Origin of the sequence: Caloramator sp., assembly GCF_020054765.1 — a bacterium.
Lineage (GTDB): Bacteria > Bacillota > Clostridia > Clostridiales > Caloramatoraceae > Thermobrachium > Thermobrachium proteoclasticum.
Genome location: NZ_JAIHAO010000040.1, coordinates 1 through 17,413, shown reverse-complemented (window position 1 = coordinate 17,413; position 17,413 = coordinate 1). Strand labels below are relative to the sequence as shown.

Sequence of the window (17,413 nt, the reverse complement as noted above, 5' to 3'; positions counted from 1 at the left end):
TCGCGATGCCATCGTCCTGATGGCCGCTCGGCTCGGCACGTCCTGTGCCGAATTACGGACTTTTCCAAAGTCGAAAAGCTAAGAATTGCTAAAGCTCATGAAAGAGCCTATCGAAATCCCTTCATGGGGCTTTTAATATTTTAGCTAACAAATAGATTTATCAACAATCTGAGAGCACGTTTTTATGTGCTCTTTTTTATAGCTTAAAGTTTGTATATCCTTTAAATCGACAATATATGCAATTCAAAATAGATGATTAATTTATCAAAAAAACAAAATATGAAATCTATTATAAATAAAATTATTCATCAATTATCAGTATAATGAAAAAATGAGCATAAAATCCTTCAAAAAAACTAAAAAATACGCACAAATTATTCATTAAATTATTAAAAAATGTTAAAAAATAGAACAAACGAAAGAAAATAATCACAAAACAGTTTAATATATTACAAAAAAGTAAAATAAGATAATAGGATACAATTTGTCAAAAAAATAACTTATTTCGTACAAATAAGATTTTGCAAGGTATAATTCACCAACTTAATTTTTGACATAAAAAAAGTATTGATATTTCATGTCGAATTAATTATTATATGAATATACAGAATTAACTGAAATTTAAATTATTATTTAAAATTCGGTTAATTACATAATTACAGAAGGTATTATTCACCAGCAAAATTTTTAAAATCTATATTAAAGGGAGGAGAAAAAATGTTAAAAGGCAGAAGATTTTTAGCAGTTTTAGCCCTAATGCTATCCTTTGTTTTTGTTATGACTGGTTGTGGCAAAGGATCAAATCAATCAACAGAAGGGGGAAAAGATTCAATAATTGTAGCACAGGGGGCTGATGCAAAATCATTAGACCCACATGCAACAAATGACCAGCCATCATCAAGAGTAATGAAGCAAATCTACAACACACTTGTTAACACAAATGAAGATATGCAAATAGTACCAGGACTTGCTGAATCTTGGGAACAAAAGGATGAAAAAACTTGGGTATTTAATTTAAGAAAAGGGGTTAAGTTCCATAACGGTGAAGAATTAAAGGCTGGTGATGTTAAGTTTACTTTAGAAAGAATGTTAGCTTCAGACAAAGTAAATCACATTGTTGAAGCAATTGCTAAAGTTGAAGCTCCAGAAGATTATAAAGTAGTTATAACTCTAAAGGAGCCATTTGCACCAATCCTATCTCACTTATCACATACTGCTGCATCAATCTTAAATGAAAAGGCTGTAAAGGAAGCTGGAGAAAATTATGGACAAAAGCCAGTAGGAACAGGTCCATTTAAGTTTGTAAATTGGCAGTCAGGAGATAAGATTGAACTTGAAGCCTTCAATGAATATTATGAAGGTGCTCCAAAGATAAAGAAAATTACGTTTAGAAATGTTGCAGAAGGATCAACAAGAACGATAGGTCTTGAAACTGGAGAAATTGATATAGCCTATGATATTGAACCAGTAGATAAAGAAAGAGTAAAGAATAATGATAAGTTAACTTTAGTTGAAGAACCATCATTATCAGTTGCATACATTGGTTTTAATACTAATAAAGAACCTTTTAACAAGAAGGAAGTTAGACAAGCTATTAACTATGCAATAAATAGGGATGACATAATTACAGCTGTTTTAAATGGTGCTGCTGAAAAGGCTGGTGCACCAATAGGACCTAAGGTATTTGGACATAATCCAAATATAAAACCATATGAATACAATGTTGAAAAGGCAAAGGAATTATTAAAGCAAGCAGGTTTAGAAAAAGGATTTAAGACTACAATTTGGACAAATGATAACCCAGTTAGAGTACAAATTGCACAAATAGTTCAAGCACAATTAAAAGAAATAGGAATTGATGTTAAGATTGAAACTTTAGAATGGGGTAGCTACTTAGATAGAACAGCAAGAGGAGAACACGATATGTTTATTTTAGGTTGGGTTACAGTAACTGGTGATGCAGATTATGGTCTATATGCACTATATCATAGTTCACAAAAGGGTGGTGCTGGTAACAGATCCTTCTATGAAAATAAGAAGGTTGATGAGTTACTTGACAAGGCAAAGGTAACAAGTGATAGCAAAGAAAGAGAAAACTTATATTATCAAATACAAGAAATAGTAGTAGAAGATGCACCAGTTGCAAATCTATACTATCAAACTCAAAATGTTGGTATGCAAAAGGCGATAAAAGGTTTTAGACTACATCCAGCTGGACACCACAGGCTATATAATGTTAGTTTTTAATTAAAATACTATAGTTATGAAGTGGGACCATCTGGTCTCACTTTAGTTTGTAAAGCAATAAGTAAAAATATTCAATATTTGAGAAATGATAACGTTTCAGAACTCTAATTTTAGAGTAAAGGAGGATAAAAATGCGTAAGTATATAACACGAAGATTGTTAATGCTTATTCCTGTAATATTAGGGGTAACATTCATTGTTTTCTCGATTATGTATATGACACCTGGGGATCCAGCACAGATGATATTAGGCGAAAGTGCCCCAGAATCTGCAGTAAAAGCTTTAAGAGAACAAATGGGATTAAATGATCCTTTCTTAGTTCAGTATGGTAGATTTATAAAAAATGCAGTTATGGGTGATTTTGGAAGGTCATATTCTACTAAAAGAGAAGTTTTTACAGAAATTTTTGCAAGATTTCCAGCTACATTACAACTTGCTTCTGTAGGTGTTTTACTTGCAGTTTTAATAGGTATTCCTGTTGGTATAATTTCTGCTACTAAACAATATTCCCTATTTGATAGTGTAAGTATGATTTTAGCGTTACTTGGTGTTTCAATGCCAAACTTTTGGCAAGGATTAATGTTTATTTTATTATTTTCTGTTACATTAGGATGGTTACCATCAGGAGGATATGGTAGCTTCAAACACTTTATACTTCCAGCATTAACACTTGGAACAAGTACTGCAGCAGTTATTGCAAGAATGACTCGTTCATCTATGCTTGAAGTTATAAGACAAGATTATATAAGAACAGCAAGGGCAAAGGGTGTGGAAGAGAAGAAGGTTATTTTAAAACACGCTCTTAAAAATGCGTTAATTCCTATAATAACTGTTGTTGGATTACAGTTTGGAGCTCTACTTGGTGGTGCGGTTTTAACAGAAACAGTATTTTCTTGGCCAGGTATAGGACGTTTACTTGTTGATGCAATAAAGCAAAAGGATACACCAATGGTTCAAGCTACTGTTGTTTTTATAGCTGTTACATTTAGTATAGTTAATCTTGCTGTAGATATACTTTATGCTTATGTTGATCCAAGAATAAAATCACAATACAAGTAAGCTACTTGTGAAAGGAGGCTCAAATATGGCAAACTTAGCTAATATACAAATAGCTGATGTTAAGAAAACAAAAAAGAGAAGTATGTGGGCAGAAGTTGCAAGAAGAATGGTAAAAAATAAAATGGCTATGTTTGGATTGGGTATTATTGTTATATTAGTGTTATTGGCATTATTTGCTGATGTAATAGCACCATATGAAGAGGTTGCTATCAAACAAAATCTTGCAATGAGATTAAAGGGACCAAGTGCTGAGCATTGGTTAGGAACTGATGAATTTGGAAGAGACATATTTGCAAGAATAATACACGGTGCCAGAGTATCATTAAAGGTTGGTATTATTGCAGTAGGTATTTCTATATTAATTGGTGGTTCACTTGGTGCAATAGCGGCTTACTATGGAGGCAAAGTAGATAACCTTATAATGAGATTTATGGATATACTGCTTGCGGTTCCAAGTATATTACTTGCAATTGCTATAGTTTCAGCGTTAGGCTCAAGCCTATTTAACCTAATGCTTGCAATTGGGATAGCATCTGTACCTTCCTATGCGAGAATAGTTAGAGCATCTGTACTTTCAATAAAGGATCAAGAATTTATAGAGGCGGCAAGAGCGATTGGTGCAAATGACTTTATTATAATTGTAAGGCACATAATTCCAAATGCATTAGCACCAGTTATAGTTCAAGGTACATTAGGAGTTGCTGGAGCTATTTTATCAACAGCTGGCTTAAGCTTTATAGGATTAGGTATACAGCCTCCAGCACCAGAATGGGGTTCAATGCTTGCAGGAGGAAGAGCTTACTTAAGAGATGCTTGGCACGTTACAACATTCCCTGGTCTTGTAATAATGATAACTATCTTGGCACTAAATTTACTTGGTGATGGTTTGAGAGATGCATTAGATCCAAAGCTTAAACAATAAAATTTGGAACTGAAGGGAGTGTAGAGAATGAAGGGAAAACTTCTTGATATAAAAAATTTAACTATTCATTATATAACTGATGATGGCGTTGTAAAGGCGGTTAATGGGATAAATATTGAACTTAATAAAGGTGAAACATTAGGTTTGGTTGGAGAAACAGGGGCAGGGAAAACAACAACTGCACTTGGTATTATGAGATTAGTTCCTAATCCACCAGGTAAGATTTTAAGTGGCGAAATAACCTTTGAAGGTAAAGATTTGTTAAAGCTGCCAGAGGGGGAAATGAGAAAAATAAGAGGAAATAAAATATCAATGATTTTCCAAGATCCAATGACTTCATTAAATCCAGTAATGACAGTTGGAGAGCAGCTTGCAGAAGTTATACAAATACACGAAGGATTAAGCAATGAAGAGGCAATTGAAAAGGCTAAGAAGATGCTTGAAATGGTTGGTATACCAGGAGAAAGACACACAGACTATCCACATCAGTTTTCAGGTGGAATGAAGCAGAGAGTTGTAATTGCGATAGCACTTGCTTGTAATCCACAACTTTTAATTGCAGATGAGCCAACAACTGCACTTGATGTTACAATTCAAGCTCAAGTATTAGATTTAATGAAGAGATTAAAGGAAGAATTTAATACAGCAATGATACTTATAACTCACGATTTGGGAGTTGTTGCTGAAGTTTGTGATAAGGTTGCAATAATGTATGCAGGTGAAATAGTAGAATCAGCTTCACTTGAGGATTTGTTTGAAAATCCAAAGCATCCGTATACATTAGGATTATTTGGTTCAATACCAAACTTAGAAGAAGAGGTAGAACGATTAAATCCAATAAAAGGATTAATGCCAGATCCAACTAATTTACCTTCTGGTTGTCCATTCCATCCAAGATGTCCAAAGGCTAAGGATGTTTGTAAAATTCAAGTTCCAAAAACTACTGACTTAGGAAATGGTCATAGGGTAAGATGCTTGATATATGAAGGACTTGTTGAAGCATAGGAGGTGCAGCAGATGGCTGAAAAGTTATTAGAGGTTAAAAACCTAAAAAAATACTTTAAAGTAAAAGATGGATTTTTACACGCTGTTGATAATGTTAATTTCTCTATAAATAGAGGAGAAACATTAGGTGTTGTTGGAGAATCTGGTTGTGGAAAATCAACAACAGGTAGAGTTGTTTTAAGATTGATTGAAGCAACTGATGGTGAAATTATATTTGAGGGTAAAGATATAAGAAAGTTCAACAAAAATCAATTAAGAGATTTAAGAAAGGAAATGCAAATAGTTTTCCAAGATCCATATGCTTCATTAAACCCAAGAATGACAGTAAGTGAAATAATAGCAGAGCCTCTAAAAATACACAAGCTTGTTAAGAGTAAAAAAGAGTTAGATGAAAGAGTTTCAGAGCTTATGGAAACAGTTGGACTTGCAGAAAGACTTTACAATACTTATCCTCACGAGTTAGATGGTGGTAGAAGACAGAGAATAGGTATTGCAAGAGCTCTTGCTCTAAATCCTAAATTTATTGTCTGTGATGAACCAGTTTCAGCCCTTGATGTTTCAATACAGGCTCAAATATTAAATCTAATGCAGGATTTGCAAGAAGAATTAGGTTTAACATATATGTTTATTACCCACGACTTATCTGTTGTGAAGCATATATCAGATAATATAGCAGTTATGTATTTAGGACAAGTTGTTGAACTTGCATCTTCTAAGGAACTATTCAAAAATCCAGTACACCCATATACAAAGGCTCTACTTTCAGCAATACCTGTACCAAGTATAAAGCATAAGAGAGAAAGAATTATATTAAAGGGTGAGATTACATCCCCAATTAATCCTCCAGCAGGATGTAGATTTGCAAAAAGATGTTGGATGGCACAGGATAGATGTTTTAAAGAAACGCCAGAATTGAAGAATATAGGAAATGAACATTTTGTAGCTTGTCATTTAGTTGAATAAGTTAATTAAGAAGGCATTTTAAAGTGCCTTCTTTTATTTTGTTGTGGATACTCTTTAAAAAATAATTTTAAATTTTACTTAAAGAGTTATAATGATTAATAAATTCATAATATTAATTTAAAAGAATAGAAATTTTTATGTGAATTATGTGAACAATAGAGTAGCAACAAAAGTGTTAAAACATTGTGTTGTAACAATATTTTTAAATACATTTAAGTTGTTAAGATACGAAGTTTAACGCTTCAACAAAATTAAATACTAAAGCGTTAAAACACCGATATATTTTTTTATTTTAAGAAGAATTATTATATAGTTTATAAATTTAGCTTCAAAAATGTGGTATATAAGTTGCAAACAATGTCGAAACAACATATCAAACATCAAAAATCAGAATATAAACAAAATTAAGAAATATTGTTACGATATTATTGTAAGAAATAAAAATATTAATAAAATTTTACAATTTAAAATTGAAATTAATAAAAATTAAAATATTATTAATTAGTATAAATATACATTAAAAAATATTTAAAATAAGATTTTAATTGCATAAAAATAATTTATATGCAATAATATGTTTTATGAAATGTCATTGTTGAAAAAAAGGAATATAATCCCATAAAAATAAAGAAGGATATAATAAAAAAGTGTAGTATAATAAAATTACAAAAGAAATTTAATTAAAAAATACATTCAAGTGTCGCAATACATAAAAAATTTTATTGATTTTTTTAGGTTTTAGTTTAATATTTATTTAAAATCTGTTTAACCTATGAGGGGGAACATTATTTTAAGGAGGAGAGAAGAATGATTAACTACATCATCAAGAGATTGGTTGCGAGCGTTATCACACTATTTGTAGTACTTACTGCAACATTCTTTTTAATGCACGCATTGCCAGGTGGACCATTCGACAGTGAAAAACCATTGCCACCACAAATAAAAGCAAATCTTGAGGCGAAGTATGGATTAAATAAGCCTCTATATGAACAATACTTTATGTATCTAAAGAACTTAAGTAGAGGAGATTTAGGTCCTACTTTAAAGTATGAAGGTAGAACAGTTAATGAAATGATAGCATATTCATTCCCAGCTTCTGCAAAGTTAGGAGCAGTTTCAATTATATTTTCATTGATTTTAGGAATTTATTTAGGAGTTGTTGCGGCACTAAACCAAGGTAAATGGCAGGATAGATTAGTTATGGTTATTGCGACACTGGGAGTTACAGTTCCAAGCTTTGTTATAGCAACATTACTTATGTATGTATTTTCAGTTAAATTAAGGTTATTACCATCATCAGGCTTTGCAGGACCTAAATATATGATATTACCTGCACTTGCACTTAGTGGTTATTCATTATCCTTTATAGCAAGACTTACTCGTTCAAGCTTACTTGATGTTATAAGACAAGACTATATAAGAACTGCAAAGGCAAAGGGGTTATCAAGAAATGTTGTTATTTATAAACACGCCCTAAGAAATGCACTTATACCTGTAGTAACTTATCTTGGACCACTTGTAGCGGGTGTTTTAACGGGTAGCTTCGTTATAGAAAAGATTTTTGCTATACCAGGACTTGGTAGAGAGTTTGTTACAAGCATAGGTAACAGAGATTTTATGTTAATCATGGGTACAACAATTTTCTACAGCACCCTTCTTGTTGTATGTAATCTAATAGTAGACCTGTTATATGCAGTTATAGATCCAAGAATTAAATTAGAGGCATAAGGGGTGATATAGATGGATATAAATATGGAAATTACTAAGGATATGTTTGAAAGAGTTCCTGAGAGTGAAAAGGATTTAAATACAATTGTAAGACCAAGTGAGACATATTGGCAGGATGCTTGGAGAAGATTAAAGCAAAATAAGCTTGCAATGTTTGGTTTATATTTTGTTTTATTCATAACACTTTTAGCAATAGTAGGACCACCTCTTGTTAAAATGTTTAGAGGTATAGATTATGCGACACAAAACTATAAATACTCAAACCAACCTCCAAGTGCAAAATTTTGGTTTGGAACAGATATGTTTGGTAGAGATATATTTGTAAGAGTGCTTTATGGTGCAAGAATCTCCTTAACAGTTGGTTATGCAGCAAGCGTGCTAAATCTTGTTATTGGAGTTCTATATGGAGGTATTTCAGGTTATTTTGGAGGAAAAGTTGACCTTATAATGATGAGAATAGTAGATATACTTTACTCAATTCCAATGATGATATATGTAATTCTACTTATGCTTATATTTAAACCAGGACTTGGAAGTATACTTGTAGCTCTTGCAATAGCATATTGGCTTTCGATGGCAAGAATTGTTAGAGCACAAATTCTTTCATTAAAACAACAGGAATTCGTTCTTGCAGCAAGAACGCTTGGTGCAAGCAATGCAAGAATACTTCTTAGACACTTAATACCAAATAGTATGGGACCAATAATAGTAACACTTACGCTTTCGGTTCCATCAGCAATATTTACAGAATCCTTCTTAAGTTTTATAGGTCTTGGAGTTTCAGTTCCAAAGGCGTCCTGGGGAACATTAGCATCAGAGGCATTGGAGGGATTGCAAATTTATCCATACCAATTACTATTCCCAGCACTTGCAATTTCGCTTACAATACTTGCCTTTAATTTCCTTGGAGATGGTCTAAGAGACGCTCTGGATCCAAAGATGCGTAAGTAGTTAGGGGGTAACAAAATGGACAGATTACTTGAAATTAAAAATTTAAGAACTTCATTTTTTACACACGTAGGAGAAGTTCAAGCTGTAAGAGGAGTTAGTTTTCATTTAGATAAAGGTGAGGCTATAGGAATAGTAGGTGAATCAGGTAGTGGTAAGAGTATTACTATGATGTCTGTTATGAGGCTTTTAGCTGATAATGGTAAGATAGTTGAAGGTGAAATTTTATTTGAGGGAAGGGATTTAGCAAAGCTTCCTGAAAATGAAATGCAGAAGGTTAGAGGAAATGAAATAGGAATGATATTCCAAGATCCAATGACATCTCTCAATCCAGTTTTAACAATTGGTGATCAATTAATGGAACCACTTATAAAACATAAAAAGATGTCAAAGGAAGAAGCCTTTAATAGAGCTGTTCATATGTTGGAGCTTGTTGGAATACCAAGCCCAAAGAGCAGAATGAGTCAATATCCACACGAATTTTCAGGTGGTATGAGACAGAGAGTTATGATAGCAATGGCACTTGCCTGTGAACCAAAGCTTCTTATTGCAGACGAGCCAACAACAGCTCTTGATGTTACAATACAAGCACAAATTTTGGAATTAATGAAGGACTTAAAGCAAAAAATAAATACATCTATTATATTAATAACCCACGACCTTGGAGTTGTTGCAGACCTATGTAGCAGAATAAATGTAATGTATGGTGGACTTATTGCAGAGACAGGTTCAACAAGGGATATTTTCTATAATCCAAAGCATCCATATACTTGGGGACTTTTAAACAGCGTACCAAACCCAAAGAATCTTGTTAAAGAAAGACTTAAACCAATAGATGGTCAACCACCAGATCTTCTTAAACCACCTGCAGGTTGTCCATTTGCACCAAGATGTCAATATGCAATGAGAATTTGTATGACACAAAGGCCTCCTTTATTTGAAATAGGAGAAGGACATAAGGCGGCGTGCTGGTTAAATCACAAGGATGCACCAAAGGTTGAAGCACCTATAAGAAGGGGGGACCTATGATGAATAAGCCTCTTTTAGAGATTAAAAATCTAAAGAAATATTTTCCTATAAAAAAGGGTTTGTTTAATAGAACAGCACATTACCTAAAGGCAGTTGATAATGTTTCCTTTTCTATAAATAAGGGAGAAACATTAGGCCTTGTTGGTGAATCAGGATGTGGAAAGACTACTTGTGGTAGAACTATAATAAAGCTATATGAACCAACAGATGGTCAAATAATCTATGATGGTGTTGATATTGCAAAGCTTAGTGACAAACAAATGTTAGAATATAGAAAAAAGATGCAGATGATATTCCAAGATCCCTATGCTTCTCTTGACCCAAGAATGACAGTTGGTGATATTATTGGAGAGGCAATAGATATTCATAAGCTTATGGGACCAAAGGAAAGGGAAGAGAGAATACAATATTTGTTAAATAGAGTAGGGTTAAACAGCGAACACGCAAGTAGATACCCGCACGAATTCTCAGGTGGTCAAAGACAGAGAATTGGTATAGCAAGAGCACTTGCAGTTCAACCAGAATTTATAATATGTGATGAGCCAATATCAGCACTTGATGTTTCAATTCAAGCACAGGTTGTAAATATGCTTGAGGATTTACAGGCAGATTTAGGATTAACATATCTATTTATAGCACACGACTTATCGATGGTTAAGCATATATCTAATAGAGTTGGGGTTATGTATCTTGGTAAGTTAGTTGAACTTGCAGACAGCAATGAACTATACACAAAACCGCTTCATCCATATACACAGGCATTGCTTTCAGCAATACCAATACCAGACCCAGATGAGTCAGCAAAGAAGAAGAGAATAGTTCTTGAGGGAGAAATCCCATCACCAATAGACCCACCACCTGGATGTAGGTTTAAGAATAGATGTAGATATGCAAAACCAATATGCAGCGAACAGGAACCAGTGTTTAAGGATATGGGTGGAGGACATTTTGTTGCTTGTCATTTATATTGATAATTTCGGCAGCATAAATGCTGCCGAAACATAATAAAATTATATTAAACTATATTAAAGGGGAGGAATTGAGATGTTAAGGAAGAAAGCAGCTAAGTTTTTGACATTAGCATTAACAGCTGTGCTTTCAGTATCACTGTTTGCAGGCTGTGCTAAGTCAGGCGAAGAAGGCGAAAAGAAGGCAGAACAAGTAATTAAGTACAACTTAGGTTCAGAACCTAAGACACTTGACCCAGCATTAAACAGTGCAGTAGATGGTGCAACTGTAATTGTTAACACATTTGTTGGTCTAACAAGACTTGATGAAAAAGATCAACCAGTTCCAGGTGTTGCAGAAAAGTGGGATGTTTCAGCAGATGGAATGACTTATAAATTCTATTTAAGAAAAGATGTTAAGTGGTCAGATGGAAAGCCAGTTACTGCTAAGGATTTTGAATATGCTTGGAAGAGAGCTCTTGCTCCAGAGACAGCAGCAGAATATGCTTATCAATTATACTATCTAAAGAATGCTGAAGCTTATAATACTGGTAATGGAAAGGCAGAAGATGTAGGAGTTAAGGCACTTGATGATTATACACTTGAAGTAACTCTTGAGTATCCAACACCATATTTCTTATCACTTACTGCATTCCCAACTTATATGCCTGTAAGACAGGATGTAGTTGAAAAGGATAAGGAAAAATGGGCAACTAATCCAGAAACATACATAGGAAACGGTCCATTCAAGCTAAAAGAATGGAAGATAAAAGAAGCTTTAATTCTTGAAAAGAATCCAAACTATTATGATGCAGCAAATGTAAAGTTAGATAGAATAGAAATGAGAATGATTGACGACCAAAATACAGCATTAACATCCTTCCAACAAGGAGAATTAGATTTTATTGAATCACCACCAACACAACAAATTCCAACACTATTAAGCCAAGGAGTAGCTAAGAAATATCCATATCTTGGAACATACTTCTATGTAATTAACTTAACTGATAATGCAGATAAGATAGATGCAGCAGCTGCAAAGGCTCTAAAGGATGTTAGAGTAAGAAAGGCATTAACACTTGCAATTGACAGAAAGGCTTTAATTGAGACAGTTACAAAGGCTGGTCAAGAACCTGCTACATCATTTGTACCAAGTGGTATAATAATGGCTGATGGAAAGGACTTTAAGAATAAGGATTACTACAAGGCTGAAGCAGATGTTCAAGAAGCAAAGAGACTACTTGCTGAAGCTGGTTACCCAGATGGAAAGGGATTCCCAAAGATAACTGTTATGTACAATACAAGTGCTGGACATCAAAATATAGCACAAGCAATTCAAGCTATGTGGAAGGAAAACTTAGGAATAGATGTTGAACTTGCTAACCAAGAATGGAAGGTATTCCAATCAACAAGAAATAAGAAGGAATATCTAATTGCAAGACACGGTTGGATAGGTGACTACACTGATCCAATGACATTCCTTGATATGTGGACTTCAAAGAGCGGACAAAATGATGCAGGATATAAGAATCCAGAATATGATAAGAAAATTGATGCTGCAAAGAGAGAGACTGACCCAGTTAAGAGAATTCAATTACTACACGAAGCAGAAGACATTCTTATGAACGATATGCCAATAATTCCAATATACTACTATGTAAACGTTGTATGTATGAAGGATTATGTAAAGGACGTTCATAAGTCACCACTTGGATTTGTTTACTTTGATAAAGCATATGTTCAAAAGTAATATAAAAGCCCACGCAATGTGGGCTTTTTTATTTTTCAGGAGGAGTTTCTTTTCTTGGTGTGTAGTAGGCACAATCAGTACCGTGACCAATTGCGTTTACAATAACGCTGATATGGTTAAGTGTACATTTACCGTTTTTTTCGTGTACGCAATTTGCAGAACAGTTAATATTTGTCATAAACAATCCCCTCCTTAACTTTAGTATGGTTCATATAATAATTTTTTAATCATAAGGTTTCTCTAAATTTAAAAAGACGTATGAGCTATATAGTGAGTATTGAGTATTAACATATTTAGAAGCCTTTATTTGAATACTGTTTTTAGAGTTAATTCTAAAGCTTTTTAGAAAAACAGGAGGCTTTGTACTTACCTTCATATTATCAAATATTTCTTCAAGCTCATCTGTAATTAGTATATCATTTTGCATAACACCTGATGACTTTATAATGTTATAATATGTTTTATTTAATCTATTTAGAGAGTCAAAATCTTTATTGATTATATATTGATAATTGAATAGTTTAAACATCTCTGCAATGTCTCTTATTGAAATGCTTATCTTATTATCATATTCGCGTATATATAAAGAAAGGTCGTTATTATAATAGGAAGAAATATATTTAATTATTTTGTTTGAAGCATCTAAGAATTTATCAATACCTGTGACTAAATAACCTTCAAAAAGTGCATTAGCACATCTTAAATTAGTGTAGAAGGAGACTGGCTCAAAATTATTTTCGCCCTTTTCCACTTCGCCGCTTGCCTTAATTCTATTTATAATTTCATCACTTAAAAGAGCAATAAATTCCTTATACATTTCAATGTTTTCTGATTCTGAATCTAATCTACTACATTCATATAATATATCTATAAACTGTGATAACTGCCTTGATGGTAGTGATAGTGCAGCTTCTATAGAATCGGAAATAAAATTAAGTATACTATTTAATTCAGTTGGGTATCTTTCGATATTTAAGTCCTTTGCATACTTTCTATATATTTCATCATTATACATTTTATTTAAATATAGTAGACTGAGGTAAACAAGTATTTGATCTGAAAGCTTATAGTTTGATTTATTAGGTTTGATACTTATTTTTTCGTCGCTGTTTTTAGTTTTGTTTTTAACATCTATAAAAAGCCCAGATTCATCTCGCATAAAACTAACCAAAAACTCATAAAAAAGTGACGAATAGTAAATAAGAAGTTGAGAAAGATAAGGACGTGACTCTTTATTTTGTTCTGCTAATTTAAGCATAGATAAAATAGCATAACATTGGGCTTCAACCTTTTATAACCTTATTGAAACTTGATATATCCCACATATAAATTCCAAAGTTAATATATTCATCTGTGGGTGTCATAAAAATTGGTTTTGCCTTTTTATAAATGCATTGAATGGGTATGGCATTGTCGAAAAGCTCGTGTAGTTTTCCATCTGCGTGCCTATATATTTTTTCAATTGTTTTGTCATCTTCCTTTATTAAAATTCCGCAACCTGACAGAATAATAGTGTTAAGTACGTTTATTTCACTGAATTTTTTTAGTTCATTATATATAATGTTCATTTGCTGTAATAAATTATTATTCTCCTCCATTAATACACCACCAGTTTATATTCTTTAGTAAATATATTATGTATAGTGGACAGGTTAAGTGACTATATTTAAAAAATATTTGTAAATATATATGAATAAAATGTATAATTATAGAAGATAACAAGGAGGGGATATTATGGATATTGGTAAGTTGCCAAATGATATATTAAAGGAGATTATACTTAATAGATTAGAGATAAAAAATGAGGAGGTCTTAGTAGGGCCAAGTTTAGGGGAGGACTGTGCAGCAATAAGCTTTGGAGATGATGTATGCGTTTTTACTACGGATCCTATAACGGCAGCTACAAAAAACATGGGTGAGCTTGCAGTTAACATAAATTTAAATGATATTGCATCATCAGGTACAAAACCATTAGGTGTTTTAATAACAATGCTTATACCACCTACAGAATCAATAGATAATATAAAAAGAATTGTTGAAGAAATAAATGAAACCTGTAACAAACACGGTGTGGATGTTTTAGGAGGACATACAGAGGTTACAGATGCTGTAAACAGGATTATAATTTCTGTTACTGCAATTGGAAAGGGGAAGAAGGATAAGTTTGTAAAAACAGGTGGGGCAGAGATAGGTGATGATGTAGTTTTAACTGGTTATGCAGGACTTGAGGGAACAAGTATATTGGCCCACGAATATGAACAATATTTAAAAAATAAATTAGATGTTGATATAATTGAAGGAGCTAAAAAATTACTTAAGGATATAAGTGTAGTTAAAGTAGCAGAAGTTGCAGTAGAATATGGTGTAACAGCTATGCACGATGTTACAGAGGGTGGAGTGTTAGGTGCTATTTGGGAGATAGCAGAGGCTTCAAATAAGGGAATTTATATTCTTAAGGAGAACATTCCTATACGTGAGGAGACTAAAAAAATATGCAAAATATTTAATATAGATCCATATAGGTTGATTTCAAGTGGAAGTATGGTGATGACCTGCAAAGACGGGGTAGGCCTTTGTACAAAACTTAAAGAGAATGGTATTAATGCAGAGGTTGTAGGGAAAATTATTGAATATGATAGAATATTAGAATCAAATAATATAATTGAAGAGCTTACACAACCATATTCAGACGAGATTTATAAAGTTTCAGTTAAGGAGGATAATATATGAGAGTAGACGGAAGAGAATACAATCAAATGAGAGATATAAAGATAACAAGAAACTATACTAAATATGCAGAGGGTTCTGTATTGGTTGAGTTTGGAGATACAAAGGTTATATGTACCGCCTCCTTTGAGGATAAAGTTCCACCTTTTTTAAAGGGAACTGGAGAAGGATGGATTACTTGCGAATATGGAATGCTTCCAAGGTCAACCCAAACTCGTAAGCCGAGGGAGTCAAGCAAAGGTAAATTAGATGGAAGAACTGTTGAAATTCAAAGACTTATAGGAAGAGTACTACGTTCTGTAGTAGACCTTAAGGCAATCGGAGAGAGAACGATATGGATAGATTGCGATGTTATACAGGCAGATGGAGGTACAAGAACAGCTTCAATAACTGGTGCATTTATTGCACTTGTTGATGCTGTAAATAAACTTGATAAGGAAGTAAATTTTGAAGTTTATCCAATTAAAAACTATGTTGCGGCAATAAGCGTTGGCATAGTAAATGATATACCGATGATAGATCTATGCTACTTAGAAGATTCGAGTGCAAAGGTTGATATGAATGTTGTAATGACAGATAAGAATGAATACATAGAAATTCAAGGAACAGGAGAAGATAGACCATTTTCCAAGGATGAACTTACAAAATTATTAGAACTTGCAGAGAAGGGACTTAATGAAATATTTATGTTGCAAAAGAAGGTATTAGGTGAAGATGGTATTAGAGTAGGAGAGAGAAGGGAGACTGAAGATGAGGTTAATAGTAGCGAGCAACAACAATCATAAAGTTAAGGAAATTAAGGACATATTAAAGCCACTTGGTTTAGAAGTTGTATCATTAAAAGATGTAGGAATAGACGTTGAAGTTGTAGAGGATGGGAAAACCTTTGAGGAAAACGCATATAAGAAGGCGAAGACAATACACGATTTAACAGGTGAGGCAGTCCTTGCAGATGATTCAGGCCTTGAGGTATATGCATTAGATAATGCTCCTGGGGTATATTCTGCAAGGTTTGCGGGTGAAGAATGTAATTATGATAAGAATAATGAAAAATTATTAAAGATGTTAGAAGATGTGGACGATAAAAATAGAGGTGCAAGATTTGTATGTACAATGATTCTTATAACAAAAGATGGAGAAGTAATAAAATCAGTTGGTACCGTTGAGGGAGTTATCTCAAGGTTTAAAAGAGGAAATAATGGCTTTGGATATGATCCGCTGTTTATTGTTCCAGAAATAAATAAAACCTTTGCAGAACTCTCAGAGGAAGAAAAAAATAAGATTAGTCATAGAGCGAGAGCATTAGATAATTTAAAGGAGCTTTTAGAAGATTATTTTGCAAATAGGTCATAGGGGGGAATTGTTTTGAAGATTGCAGTGGTCAGTGATTCTCACGGTAATTTATACTCCCTTGATAGAGCTTTAAGTAAGATAGGGGAGTTTGATATGATAGTTCATCTTGGGGATCATTTTAATGATATTATTAAGGTTAATGAAAAATATAAAAAACCAATAGAATATATATGTGGCAATAATGATTATGGTAAAGATGTAAAATATGAAAAGATTATAGAAGTGTGCGGTAAAAAAATACTATTAGTACACGGCCACCGATATGATGTTTATTATAATATATTAAAGCTTTATTTAAAGGCTCTTGAGGAAAAGGTTGATGTTGTTCTGTATGGACATACTCACGTACAAAGGATAGATAGAGAAGGAGAGGTTTTGTTTGTAAATCCAGGAAGCACATCAAGACCAAGGGATGGTATGCCGGGCGCAGCAATCCTTAATATTGATGAAGACGGAGAAATGGAGGTTAATACCATAAGATTTACGATAGAGTAAAAAAATAACATCAAAAAAGGGTATTGACGAAATTATTTTTATGTATTATACTTTATTATGTCAGTCGGGGTGTGGCGCAGATGGGAGCGCGCGTGGTTTGGGACCATGAGGTCGCAGGTTCAATCCCTGTCACCCCGACCACTTGCGGGTGTAGCTCAATGGTAGAGTCCCAGCCTTCCAAGCTGGTTGTGTGGGTTCGATTCCCATCACCCGCTCCAAGATATGCGCCTTTAGCTCAGTT

General features: G+C 33.3%; 17 protein-coding genes and 2 tRNA genes. 16 read left to right on the top strand and 3 right to left on the bottom strand.

The features are described from left to right. The first annotated feature begins 717 nt into the window (after window positions 1-717). The 10 genes from JG776_RS10460 (at window position 718) to JG776_RS10415 (ending at window position 12,597) form a co-directional block, all read left to right on the top strand. Window positions 718-2,247, top strand: a complete 1,530-nt coding sequence (locus tag JG776_RS10460; RefSeq protein WP_291967266.1) for a glutathione ABC transporter substrate-binding protein — start codon at window positions 718-720, stop codon at window positions 2,245-2,247. Between the two features lie 131 nt (window positions 2,248-2,378). Continuing rightward, window positions 2,379-3,305 (top strand): nickel ABC transporter permease, encoded by a 927-nt coding sequence (nikB, locus tag JG776_RS10455; RefSeq protein WP_291967264.1) that lies wholly within the window; start codon window positions 2,379-2,381, stop codon window positions 3,303-3,305. A 25-nt stretch (window positions 3,306-3,330) separates the two neighbouring features. Next, window positions 3,331-4,227, top strand: coding sequence for an ABC transporter permease (locus JG776_RS10450; RefSeq protein WP_291967261.1), 897 nt, complete (start codon window positions 3,331-3,333; stop codon window positions 4,225-4,227). Between the two features lie 27 nt (window positions 4,228-4,254). Beyond that, window positions 4,255-5,232, top strand: a complete 978-nt coding sequence (locus JG776_RS10445; protein WP_291967259.1) for an ABC transporter ATP-binding protein — start codon at window positions 4,255-4,257, stop codon at window positions 5,230-5,232. A 12-nt stretch (window positions 5,233-5,244) separates the two neighbouring features. Beyond that, the gene (locus JG776_RS10440; protein WP_291967257.1) at window positions 5,245-6,195 is read left to right on the top strand and encodes an ABC transporter ATP-binding protein; all 951 of its coding nucleotides are present in this window, start codon (window positions 5,245-5,247) and stop codon (window positions 6,193-6,195) included. 807 nt (window positions 6,196-7,002) lie between these two features. Continuing rightward, window positions 7,003-7,923 carry an ABC transporter permease gene (locus JG776_RS10435; RefSeq protein ID WP_291967256.1) on the top strand — a complete coding sequence of 307 codons (921 nt, stop codon included), beginning with the start codon at window positions 7,003-7,005 and terminating at the stop codon, window positions 7,921-7,923. 12 nt (window positions 7,924-7,935) lie between these two features. After that, window positions 7,936-8,874, top strand: coding sequence for an ABC transporter permease (locus tag JG776_RS10430; RefSeq protein WP_291967254.1), 939 nt, complete (start codon window positions 7,936-7,938; stop codon window positions 8,872-8,874). Between the two features lie 15 nt (window positions 8,875-8,889). Next, window positions 8,890-9,900: an ABC transporter ATP-binding protein gene (locus JG776_RS10425; protein ID WP_291967252.1), complete on the top strand. Its 1,011-nt coding sequence runs from the start codon at window positions 8,890-8,892 to the stop codon at window positions 9,898-9,900. Then, window positions 9,897-10,871 (top strand): ABC transporter ATP-binding protein, encoded by a 975-nt coding sequence (locus JG776_RS10420; RefSeq protein WP_291967250.1) that lies wholly within the window; start codon window positions 9,897-9,899, stop codon window positions 10,869-10,871. Before JG776_RS10425 ends, JG776_RS10420 begins: the two co-directional genes overlap by 4 nt. A 73-nt stretch (window positions 10,872-10,944) precedes the next feature. Beyond that, window positions 10,945-12,597: a peptide ABC transporter substrate-binding protein gene (locus JG776_RS10415; protein WP_291967248.1), complete on the top strand. Its 1,653-nt coding sequence runs from the start codon at window positions 10,945-10,947 to the stop codon at window positions 12,595-12,597. Between the two features lie 28 nt (window positions 12,598-12,625). On the opposite strand, the gene JG776_RS10410 is transcribed toward JG776_RS10415, so the two are convergent. From JG776_RS10410 to JG776_RS10400, 3 genes are all read right to left on the bottom strand, one after another. Beyond that, a complete protein-coding gene (locus JG776_RS10410; RefSeq protein ID WP_073248161.1) occupies window positions 12,626-12,775 on the bottom strand; it encodes a hydroxymyristoyl-ACP dehydratase in 150 nt (49 codons plus the stop codon). Window positions 12,776-12,820: 45 nt separating this feature from the next. Next, window positions 12,821-13,756: a hypothetical protein gene (locus tag JG776_RS10405; protein ID WP_291967246.1), complete on the bottom strand. Its 936-nt coding sequence runs from the start codon at window positions 13,754-13,756 to the stop codon at window positions 12,821-12,823. A gap of 124 nt (window positions 13,757-13,880) precedes the next feature. Beyond that, complete coding sequence (locus JG776_RS10400; protein WP_291967243.1) at window positions 13,881-14,195, bottom strand: hypothetical protein; 315 nt, start codon at window positions 14,193-14,195, stop codon at window positions 13,881-13,883. A gap of 136 nt (window positions 14,196-14,331) precedes the next feature. On the opposite strand from JG776_RS10400, the gene JG776_RS10395 reads away from it, so the two are divergent. From JG776_RS10395 to JG776_RS10370, 6 genes are all read left to right on the top strand, one after another. Further along, window positions 14,332-15,327, top strand: coding sequence for an AIR synthase family protein (locus JG776_RS10395; protein ID WP_291967241.1), 996 nt, complete (start codon window positions 14,332-14,334; stop codon window positions 15,325-15,327). Beyond that, window positions 15,324-16,109, top strand: coding sequence for a ribonuclease PH (gene rph / locus JG776_RS10390; protein ID WP_291967239.1), 786 nt, complete (start codon window positions 15,324-15,326; stop codon window positions 16,107-16,109). The genes JG776_RS10395 and rph overlap by 4 nt, the downstream gene beginning before the upstream one ends. After that, window positions 16,075-16,677 (top strand): XTP/dITP diphosphatase, encoded by a 603-nt coding sequence (locus JG776_RS10385; RefSeq protein WP_291967237.1) that lies wholly within the window; start codon window positions 16,075-16,077, stop codon window positions 16,675-16,677. The genes rph and JG776_RS10385 overlap by 35 nt, the downstream gene beginning before the upstream one ends. A 12-nt stretch (window positions 16,678-16,689) precedes the next feature. Then, window positions 16,690-17,172, top strand: coding sequence for a metallophosphoesterase (locus JG776_RS10380; RefSeq protein WP_291967235.1), 483 nt, complete (start codon window positions 16,690-16,692; stop codon window positions 17,170-17,172). Window positions 17,173-17,237: 65 nt separating this feature from the next. Next, window positions 17,238-17,313 (top strand) — tRNA-Pro (locus tag JG776_RS10375). Between the two features lie 3 nt (window positions 17,314-17,316). Continuing rightward, a tRNA-Gly gene (locus JG776_RS10370) sits at window positions 17,317-17,390 on the top strand. Window positions 17,391-17,413: the final 23 nt, after the last annotated feature.